We start from the raw sequence: 8719 nt of genomic DNA on the forward strand, positions 1-8719 counted from the left end.
GGGCCCGCTTCGGCGGACCCGGCCCTCTGCCGTACCTGTGCCCGTGCGGGCCGCGTACCTGTGTCCGTGCGGACCGCTCAGAACAGCCGCAGCTTGTCGTCCTCGATGCCCCGCAGCGCGTCGTAGTCCAGGATGTGGCAGTCGATGCCGCGGTCGGTCGCCAGCACGCGGGCCTGCGGCTTGATCTCCTGGGCCGCGAAGACACCCCGCACCGGAGCCAGGTGGGGGTCACGGTTGAGCAGTTCCAGATAGCGGGTGAGCTGCTCGACACCGTCGATCTCGCCACGCCGCTTGATCTCGATCGCGACGGTCCCGCCCGCGGCGTCCCGGCACAGGATGTCGACGGGCCCGATGGCGGTCATGTACTCGCGCCGGATCAGCGTGTAGCCCTCGCCGAGGGTGTCGATGCGGTCGGCGAGCAGCTCCTGGAGGTGCGCTTCCACGCCGTCCTTGATCAGGCCGGGATCGACGCCGAGCTCGTGCGAGGAGTCGTGGAGCACTTCCTCCATCGTGATGATGAGCTTCTCGCCCGCCTTGTTGACGACCGTCCACACACCGGCCTCGTCGCCACTGCCTTCCTTCAGCGTGCAGGGCGGCGACATCCAGTTCAGGGGCTTGTAGGCCCGGTCGTCGGCGTGGATGGAGACGCTGCCGTCCGCCTTCACCAGAATCAGGCGGGGCGCGGAGGGGAGATGGGCGGTGAGCCGGCCCGCGTAGTCGACGGAACACCGGGCGATGACGAGACGCATGGTCCGCAACGCTACTCGACGGGCGGCGGTAGACGCGATTCGCCCAGGATGACCTGGGTTCACGGGTGGCCGATTGTGTGCTTACTGGGAGTTCCCTAAGTGTGCAATCTCCTGGTGTCGCCCCCGGCGGGTGCCTACCGTAGTAAACGGGAGGTCGTGATGCGTACACGCAGCGTGCTCGGTGTTCCGGCGTGCGAACTTCCCTTCCCTGTCCGGCAACCCCTGCGTCTCGGGGGTGCGAGAGGAGAACCCATGTCGCTCGACGTCTCACCGGCCCTACTCGAACAGGCCGAGCGAGGCGAGGTCGACGAAGCAGAATTCGTCGACTGCGTCCGGACCTCCCTGCCCTACGCGTGGGAGATGATCAGTTCCCTGGTGGCCCAGCTGAAGGTCGACGGCGGCCAGTTCGCCGACAACCAGACGCCCCCGCCTGACGAGCAGGCCCGCGGTCAGCTGTTGCGCGCACTCGCGAGCGACGCGATCCGCGGAGCCCTGCAGCGACACTTCGGTGTGCGTCTGGCCTTTCAGAACTGCCACCGGGTGGCGGTGTTCCCGCTGGACGCCTCGGTCGAGGAGTCGCTGGCCCGTTTCACCTCGGTTCGCAGTCAGGTGTTGAACCAGTCCCCCGAGTTCCGGGACTGCTGACGCAGTGAGCCGCCTGCTTGCCGCTCCGTCCGCGGGAGGTGCAGTCAGTGCCGGAGCGGCAAGCTCCCCGTGCGGCGGGGGTGTTCAGCCGAGGTGCGGGAGCACCTCGGCGCCCAGCCGCCGTACGTTCTCCTCGGTCGCGGCCAGATCGCCGGAGCCCTCGACCAGCAGGGCGAAACGGTTGATTCCGGTCCGCTCGCTGGTCGCCGCCAGCCGGTCGGCGCACAGCCGTGGCGTGCCCACCGGGTGCAGCCCGCAGAGCAGTTCGGTGTACGCCAGCGGGTCCCGCATCTGCCGGGCGCGGCCGTCCACCGTCACATGGGCGTCGAGCCCCTGCTTCAGCCAGCCCGGCATCGCCTTGGTCAGCGCCTCCACCGCGTCCGTACGCCGGTCCGCGATCTGGCAGACCCCGGCCGAGACATGGGCCGCGTCGTGGACCTCCTGCGCCGGTCGCCCGGCCGCGCGCGCGTGCTGTCGCCACAGTGCCACCATCTCCGCCTTCTCCTCGTCGCCGATGTGCATGCCGAGCAGCATCGGCAGCCCGCGCTCGGCGGCCAGCCGCACGCTCGCCGGCGAGGTGCAGGCGACGACCACCTCGGGTCCCGTGCCGTCCGTCAGGGACTCCGACGGCCGGGGCACCACGGGGACTTCACGGAAGGCGAAGCGCCCGCCGGACGCCCCCACCGAGGGCTCGCGCAGCCAGCGCACCAGCAGATCGAGCGATTCCGGGAACCCGCTCTCGTACGCCTTCAGACCGGCGCCGAACACCTCCAGGTCCACCCAGGGCCCACCGCGTCCCACGCCCAGCGAGAACCGGCCGCCACTGGTCACATGCAGCAGCGCGGCCTGCTCGCCGAGGGCCACGGGATGCACGGTTGGCAGTACGCTGACCGCAGTGCCGACCCGGATGCGTCGGGTGCGGCCCAGCAGCAGCGCTGCCAGGGTCACCGCCGACGGACAGGTTCCGTACGGCACGAAATGGTGCTCGGCCAGCCAGACCGTGTCGAGCCCCGCCTCCTCGGCGACCTCGGCGGAGCGGACCGCGCGGTGCAGCGCCTCTCCCTGTCCCTGTCCGGGGAACTGGGCCGCCAACACGAAACTTCCTACACGCATTGCACTTTCCTGCTTCCTTGGCTCCGACATGGAGCTCCCCCACCCGGCATAACCGTCCGACACATGCCTAGGTCACGGCCTGACGGGGAGATTTGCCGATTGTCTGGAGAATCGGTCCCAGGAGAGGGGGACTTGTGAGGTTTGACGACCTACGCGTACCCCGGTCGGCGGCGCGTAGGCTGGACACGGTCCGTGTTTCCTGCAGAGCCGTGAGGTGTTCCGTGTCCCCGCGTCGCAACCGTCCCAAGGGCTCCGGCTCCGGCCGGAGCGCGGAGGACGACTCCTCCGGCCGCTACGGCGGCTGGCAGTCCACGACCAGCTGGCAGGGCGAGGAGTGGAACGTGCGTCATGTGGCCGGAGCGAGCGCGCAGGGCAAGTCCTACCGCTGCCCGGGCTGCGACCAGAACATCCCCGACGGCGTGCCGCACGTGGTCGCCTGGCCCGAGCACTCGGGTGTGGACGAGCGCCGGCACTGGCACAAGGCGTGCTGGAACGCGCGGGACCGCCGCACCACGAGGGTGCAGCGGTCCCGTAACGCGCCCAGATTCTGAGTCGGGCCCGGCCGTCGGAGCCGGGCCGGGGCGAAGGTCAGACGTCCCGCTTCTCCAGCAGCGCGAAGGCGCAGGCGAACGCGACGGCCGTGACGCCCAGCGCGATCCACAGGGGGTCCCAGCCGGACGGACCGGACTCGCTGAGCGAGGTCGAGTAGAAGACGCTGAGCTGGTTCGGGATCGAGTACTCGAAGAGCGCCTCGCGGACCTTCTCCAGCGACGAGGAGAACATGAAGAGCGCGATGACCAGCGGGGCCAGCAGCACGCCGATCATGATGGTGATGGCGCCCGCCGAGTGCCGGATGATCGAGCCGAGCACCAGCGACAGCAGCCCGAGCAGCGCCATGTAGAACGAGACGCCGACGGTGGCCTTGAACCACTCGCTGCCCGACGGCTGCCGCGCCCCGTCCAGGATGGACACGTCCGCGAGGGCCACGAGGGACGCCGACACCAGCGTGATCACGAAGGCGACGAGGAAGAACACGATCGCCTTGGCCGTCAGCACCCGGCCGCGCGAGGGGCACGCGGTCATGGTCGTGCGGATCATGCCGGTGCCGTACTCCGAGGCCGTGGTCAGCACGCCGAGCGTGATGATGCACATGCTGCCGATGAGCAGCCCGAAGAAGCCGAACGACAGCGGGTTCTCGCCGGACAGGTCCGACTCGTTCGCGTTGGCGGAGATGACCAGGGCGGCCAGCAGTCCGATGCCCACGACGAGCAGGACGAACACGCCCAGCGTCCACATCGTGGAGCGCACGGACCTGATCTTCGTCCACTCGGAGGCGATGGCGTGTCCGAGGTGCGTGCGTACGACGGGGATCGGCGAGGTGTAGCTGGGGTACGCGGAACCGGCCGCAGCCTGCCAGTCGGGCGCGGCCTGCGGCATCGGGGGCTGGGGCGTGCTCATCGGGCGTCCTCGGGCTTCGTCGGAGCGTCGGTGGCGGGTGCGGGCGTTGCCTCTGCTGCCGGGGCTGCCGGGGCTGCCGGGGCGGCGGGCGCGACCGGCGGCGCGGCGACCGGGGGCGCGGCGGCGGGCGGCGCGGCGACCGGAGGGGCCGTGGGCGCCGCGTACGGGTTGGGCGTGGCGGGAGCGCCGTAACCGCCGTACGGGCCCGCGGGGACCTGGCCGGGCGCCGGGGGCTGCATCGCGAACGGCTGTCCGCCGTGCTGGGGCGGCGGCGGGGGGTACCAGCCCGGCTGGCCCTGCCCGGGTATCGGCATCGGTATCGGCGGCTGCGCACCGGGCGGCAGCGGCTGCATCAGCCCGGCCTTCTGGTCGACCGTCGAGCGGTAGTCGACCGCGCCCTGCGTCATCCGCATGTACGCCTCCTCCAGCGAGGCCTGGTGCGGCGACAGCTCCCACAGCCGTACCTCGGCCTCGTGCGCGATGTCGCTGATGCGCGGCAGCGGCAGCCCGGTCACCCGCAGCGCGCCGTCCTGCTCGGGCAGCACGTGCCCGCCCGCCTCGGCCAGCGCGGACGTGAGCTTCTCGCGCAGCTGCGGCTCGGTGTCCGGGGTGCGCACGCGCGCGAAATCGGCCGAGTTGGCCGAGATGAAGTCGCGCACGCTCATGTCGGCGAGCAGCTGGCCGCGTCCGATGACGATGAGGTGGTCGGCGGTCAGCGCCATCTCGCTCATCAGATGGCTGGAGACGAACACGGTCCGCCCCTCCGCCGCCAGGGTCTTCATCAGGTTGCGCACCCAGAGGATGCCCTCGGGGTCGAGGCCGTTGACCGGCTCGTCGAAGAGCAGCACCTGGGGGTCGCCGAGCAGCGCGGCGGCGATGCCGAGCCGCTGCCCCATGCCGAGCGAGAACCCCTTGGAGCGCCGCCGCGCCACGTCCTGGAGCCCGACCACGCCGAGCACCTCGTCCACGCGCCGCGCCGGGATGCCCGACAGCTGGGCCAGGGACAGCAGATGGTTACGGGCGTGCCGGCCGCCGTGGACGGCCTTGGCGTCGAGCAGGGCGCCGACCTGGCGCGCGGCGTTGGGCAGCCGGCGGTACGGGTAGCCGCCGATCGTCACCGAGCCCGCGGTGGGGTTGTCCAGGCCGAGGATCATCCGCATGGTCGTCGACTTGCCCGAGCCGTTGGGCCCGAGGAAGCCGGTGACGGCACCCGGTCGTACCTGGAAGGAAAGGTTGTACACGGCGGTCTTGTCGCCGTAGCGCTTGGTCAGGCCGACAGCCTCGATCATGCTCCGCACCCATCGAGAGGATCAGGACAGCGGGGCACACGCCCCCCGTAAGGGTAAGGAGCCTATCGGTGTGCTGACGGTTCCGCTCAAGGGAAGGTAAAACAACGAACGGGTCGGTGCAGGTCAGCGCAGGTCGGTGCGGTCACTAGGCGTCGCGGTTGCGCAGCACCAGGTAACCGCCCAGGAGCGAGGCGATCACCCACAGCACCATGATCCCGAGCCCGCCCCAGGGGCCGTAGGGGGTGTCGTCGTCGAGTCTCTGGACCACCCGCATGATCCTGCCGCCGGCCTGGTCGGGCAGGAACCGGCCGATCCGCTTGGTCGCGTCGACGTTGGCGAGGATGTTGGAGATCAGGAAGAAGAACGGCATCAGGATGCCCAGCGACAGCATCGGCGAGCGCAGCATCGTGGCGATGCCCATCGAGAACATCGCGATGAGGGTCATGTAGAGGCCGCCGCCGATCACCGCGCGCAGCACGCCGGGCTCGCCGATCTCCGTGCGCAGCGAGCCGAGCATGGCCTGGCCGAGGAAGAAGGCGGCGAAGCTGGTGACCATCCCGACGATCAGGGCGAGCCCGGTCGCCACCGCGATCTTGCTGGCCAGGAAGGTGCCGCGCTGCGGCACGGCGGCCAGCGAGGTGCGGATCATGCCGGTGCTGTACTCGTTGGACACCACCAGCACGCCGAACACGATCATCGCCAGCTGGCCCAGGGTCATACCGGCGAAGCTGACGAAGGTCGGGTCGAAGGAGAGCCGCTCCCGGACCGGCATCCGGTCGAACTGGCTCCGCGACAGCGCCGAGATCAGCATGCCGAGGGCGACGGTGACGACCACGGCGAGGGAGAGCGTCCACACCGTGGACGCGACGGAGCGGATCTTCGTCCACTCGGATCTGACGACCTGCGTCGCCGCCATGCTCAGCCCCTTTCCCGGCCGTCGCCCCACTGGCGGGGCAGAGCGGTGTCGGCATGCGCGTGGTACTCCACCGACTCGGCGGTCAGCTGCATGAACGCCTCCTCCAGGGAGGCCTGCTGGGGGCTCAGCTCGTGCAGCACGATGTGGTGCTGCGCGGCCAGCTCCCCGATGAGCTCGGGCTTCCCGGCGTCCACCTCCAGCACACCGCTGCCGCTCTCCACGACCGTGATGCCGGCCTCGTGCAGCACGTCGAGCAGCCGCTCGCGCTGCGGGGTGCGGATGCGGACGTAGGCGCGCGAGTTCTGCCTGATGAAGTCGGCCATGGAGGTGTCGGCGAGCAGCCTGCCCTGCCCGATGACGACCAGATGATCGGCGGTCAGCGCCATCTCGCTCATCAGATGGCTGGAGACGAACACCGTCCGGCCCTGCGCGGCCAGCGATTTCATGAGGGTGCGGATCCAGTGGATGCCCTCGGGGTCCAGCCCGTTGACCGGCTCGTCGAACATCAGGATCCGCGGGTCGCCGAGCAGCGCCCCCGCGATCCCGAGCCGCTGTCCCATGCCGAGCGAGAACCCCTTGGCTTTCTTCTTTGCGACCGCGGACAGCCCGACGGTGTCGAGCACCTCGTGGACCCGGCTGTTGGGGATGCCGTTGCTCTGCGCGAGGCAGAGCAGATGGTTGTAGGCGCTGCGGCCGCCGTGCACGGCCTTGGCGTCCAGCAGGGCGCCGATGTACCTCAGCGGGTTCCTCAGGTCGGCGTAGTGCCGGCCGTCGATGCGGACGTCGCCCGCCGTCGGCCGGTCGAGGCCGAGCATCATGCGCATGGTCGTCGACTTGCCCGAGCCGTTGGGCCCGAGGAAGCCCGTGACGATGCCCGGTCTGACGGTGAATGTCAGCCCGTTGACCGCCACCTTCTCGCCGTACCGTTTGCTCAGCCCCTCGAGCTCGATCATGCCGCCCACGCTAGGGCGGCCGTTGGGCGGCTGCCACCCGGGCGGGCAAACAGCGTCCGACCGCGCGACGAAGGCCGTACGACGCCGGTCGAAAGGCCGTACGACGACGACCGGAAGACTGTACGAGGGTGCCCGGAGGACCGCCCGAAGGCGGCCGGACCGCAACGCGGCGGCGGGGCTCGGACGGGCCTTCGGTGACGGCCGGACGGCGGTACGACGAAGGCCCGCGCCCCCGGGGGAGGGTGCGGGCCCTTTGCTGTCGTGAAGGACTTACCGGGTCTGCTGGGCCGGAACCCCGCGGGAGATCGGCTCGTCGTCGGCCGGGCTGCCGGCGGCGGCCACCGCGGCACCGGTGAGCGTGGCGAGCATCTCGCGGACGTTCGTCAGCTGCGCGTTGATCGAGTCGCGGCGGTTGGTCAGCGCGGCCAGCTCACGCTCGGATTCCGAACGGATGCGGTCGGCCTTGGCGTTCGCGTCCGCCACGATGTCCTCGGCCTGACGCTGGGCCGTCTCCACCGTCTGGCGGGCCCGGCGCTCGGCGTCCGTGCGCAGCTTCTCGGCCTCCAGGCGCAGCTGCTCGGCGCGGTGCTCGATCTCCGCCAGGCGCTTCTCGGCCTTCTGCTGACGCGAGGCCAGGTCGCGCTCGGACTGCTCGCGGCGCTTGGCCAGGTTCGTCTCGAAGTCGGCGGCGGCCTGCGCGGCCTTGGCGCGGGTCTCCTCGAAGAGGGCGTCGGCCTCCTCACGCTTGGACTGCGCGTCCTTCTGGGCCTCGGCACGCAGCTGCGAGGCGTCGCTCTTGGCCTTCTCGACGATCCGGACGCCCTCGTCCTCGGCCTTGGACTTGCGCTCGGCGGCGAACGACTCCGCGTCGTTGCGAACCTGCTGGGCGGCCGACTCGGCCAGCTCGCGGTGCTGCTCGGCCGCGCGGCGGGCCTCCTCGCGCAGGTCCTTCGCCTCCTCCTCGGCGAGGCGGAGGATCTTCTCGACACGCGCACCGAGGCCGGCGTACGACGGCTCGGCGTCGCTCACCTGAGCCTGGGCGTTCTGCGTCTCGAGGTGGAGCTCCTCGATGCGCTTCTCGAGAGCGGTGATACGGGCCAGAGCGCTGTCGCGGTCGGAGACGAGCTTCGAGATGCGTTCGTCCACCTGAGCGCGGTCGTACCCACGCCGCACAAGCTCGAAGCCGTAGGGGGAAGTGTCGCTCATGGGGTTCCTGTCGAATGAGACCGGTGAGGTGATAGGTGGAATCCTAGGGGCCTAAGCGGTGTGTCATCGAGCGGATACGTGTTTGATCTGGAGAATGACACCCCTTTTGGGTGGCTCGCCGCAGGAGGGCTTGCCAAAAACCTGGTCAAAGACCCCAGACCTTAACGGAACTCTCACGATCCGCCGGGGGTTCCTCATACCTCACGGCCCTCGGCGTCGATTGCGTCACATCGGGCCGGCGGCACCTCCGACGCACCGACACCGACACCGGTACCGACACCGGCACGGACACGGGCACGGGCACCGGCACCAAAGCGGTGGAGGGGGCCCCCCCACGGCGGGCCACCGACGCAAGGGGCGGGGCGCCCCCCCGGCCCCGCGCCCCCGGAT

The 8719-nt window shown here is 70.4% G+C and carries 9 protein-coding genes; 2 read left to right on the forward strand and 7 right to left on the reverse strand.

The genetic code is table 11. The features are described from left to right. Positions 1 to 77 precede the first annotated feature (77 nt). Positions 78 to 749 (reverse strand): endonuclease NucS, encoded by a 672-nt coding sequence (nucS, locus tag ABT085_RS39935; protein WP_351619964.1) that lies wholly within the window; start codon positions 747 to 749, stop codon positions 78 to 80. A gap of 252 nt (positions 750 to 1001) precedes the next feature. Here nucS and ABT085_RS39940 point away from each other — a divergent pair, with 252 nt between their 5' ends. Further along, entirely contained in the window at positions 1002 to 1394 is a 393-nt protein-coding gene (locus tag ABT085_RS39940; RefSeq protein WP_351619967.1) for an SCO5389 family protein, read from the forward strand. 84 nt (positions 1395 to 1478) lie between these two features. On the opposite strand, the gene ABT085_RS39945 is transcribed toward ABT085_RS39940, so the two are convergent. Further along, positions 1479 to 2507 (reverse strand): LLM class flavin-dependent oxidoreductase, encoded by a 1029-nt coding sequence (locus ABT085_RS39945; protein WP_351619970.1) that lies wholly within the window; start codon positions 2505 to 2507, stop codon positions 1479 to 1481. 221 nt (positions 2508 to 2728) lie between these two features. Here ABT085_RS39945 and ABT085_RS39950 point away from each other — a divergent pair, with 221 nt between their 5' ends. Continuing rightward, complete coding sequence (locus tag ABT085_RS39950) at positions 2729 to 3058, forward strand: Rv1322 family protein (RefSeq protein WP_351619973.1); 330 nt, start codon at positions 2729 to 2731, stop codon at positions 3056 to 3058. Positions 3059 to 3095: 37 nt separating this feature from the next. On the opposite strand, the gene ABT085_RS39955 is transcribed toward ABT085_RS39950, so the two are convergent. The 5 genes from ABT085_RS39955 to ABT085_RS39975 all read right to left on the reverse strand — a co-directional run bounded on the left by ABT085_RS39955 (position 3096) and on the right by ABT085_RS39975 (position 8329). Further along, on the reverse strand, positions 3096 to 3965 hold the full coding sequence (locus tag ABT085_RS39955) for an ABC transporter permease subunit (RefSeq protein ID WP_351619976.1): 870 nt from the start codon (positions 3963 to 3965) through the stop codon (positions 3096 to 3098). Continuing rightward, a complete protein-coding gene (locus ABT085_RS39960; RefSeq protein ID WP_351619979.1) occupies positions 3962 to 5254 on the reverse strand; it encodes an ABC transporter ATP-binding protein in 1293 nt (430 codons plus the stop codon). Before ABT085_RS39960 ends, ABT085_RS39955 begins: the two co-directional genes overlap by 4 nt. Before the next feature lie 145 nt (positions 5255 to 5399). Next, a complete protein-coding gene (locus ABT085_RS39965; protein ID WP_351619982.1) occupies positions 5400 to 6170 on the reverse strand; it encodes an ABC transporter permease in 771 nt (256 codons plus the stop codon). Positions 6171 to 6172: 2 nt separating this feature from the next. Then, the gene (locus ABT085_RS39970; protein ID WP_351619985.1) at positions 6173 to 7123 is read right to left on the reverse strand and encodes an ABC transporter ATP-binding protein; all 951 of its coding nucleotides are present in this window, start codon (positions 7121 to 7123) and stop codon (positions 6173 to 6175) included. Positions 7124 to 7393: 270 nt separating this feature from the next. After that, a complete protein-coding gene (locus ABT085_RS39975) occupies positions 7394 to 8329 on the reverse strand; it encodes a coiled-coil domain-containing protein (RefSeq protein WP_152890884.1) in 936 nt (311 codons plus the stop codon). Between the last annotated feature and the right edge of the window lie 390 nt (positions 8330 to 8719).

The organism is Streptomyces sp. NPDC002265, from assembly GCF_040296125.1.
Lineage (GTDB): Bacteria > Actinomycetota > Actinomycetes > Streptomycetales > Streptomycetaceae > Streptomyces.

What these genes read in the sequence shown, in the direction of transcription:
- ABT085_RS39970 (WP_351619985.1), bottom strand. Translation starts at nt 7,123, where the DNA reads ATGATCGAGCTCGAGGGGCTGAGCAAACGGTACGGCGAGAAGGTGGCG.
- ABT085_RS39975 (WP_152890884.1), bottom strand. Translation starts at nt 8,329, where the DNA reads ATGAGCGACACTTCCCCCTACGGCTTCGAGCTTGTGCGGCGTGGGTAC.
- ABT085_RS39960 (WP_351619979.1), bottom strand. Translation starts at nt 5,254, where the DNA reads ATGATCGAGGCTGTCGGCCTGACCAAGCGCTACGGCGACAAGACCGCC.
- ABT085_RS39955 (WP_351619976.1), bottom strand. Translation starts at nt 3,965, where the DNA reads ATGAGCACGCCCCAGCCCCCGATGCCGCAGGCCGCGCCCGACTGGCAG.
- ABT085_RS39965 (WP_351619982.1), bottom strand. Translation starts at nt 6,170, where the DNA reads ATGGCGGCGACGCAGGTCGTCAGATCCGAGTGGACGAAGATCCGCTCC.
- ABT085_RS39940 (WP_351619967.1), top strand. Translation starts at nt 1,002, where the DNA reads ATGTCGCTCGACGTCTCACCGGCCCTACTCGAACAGGCCGAGCGAGGC.
- nucS (WP_351619964.1), bottom strand. Translation starts at nt 749, where the DNA reads ATGCGTCTCGTCATCGCCCGGTGTTCCGTCGACTACGCGGGCCGGCTC.
- ABT085_RS39945 (WP_351619970.1), bottom strand. Translation starts at nt 2,507, where the DNA reads ATGCGTGTAGGAAGTTTCGTGTTGGCGGCCCAGTTCCCCGGACAGGGA.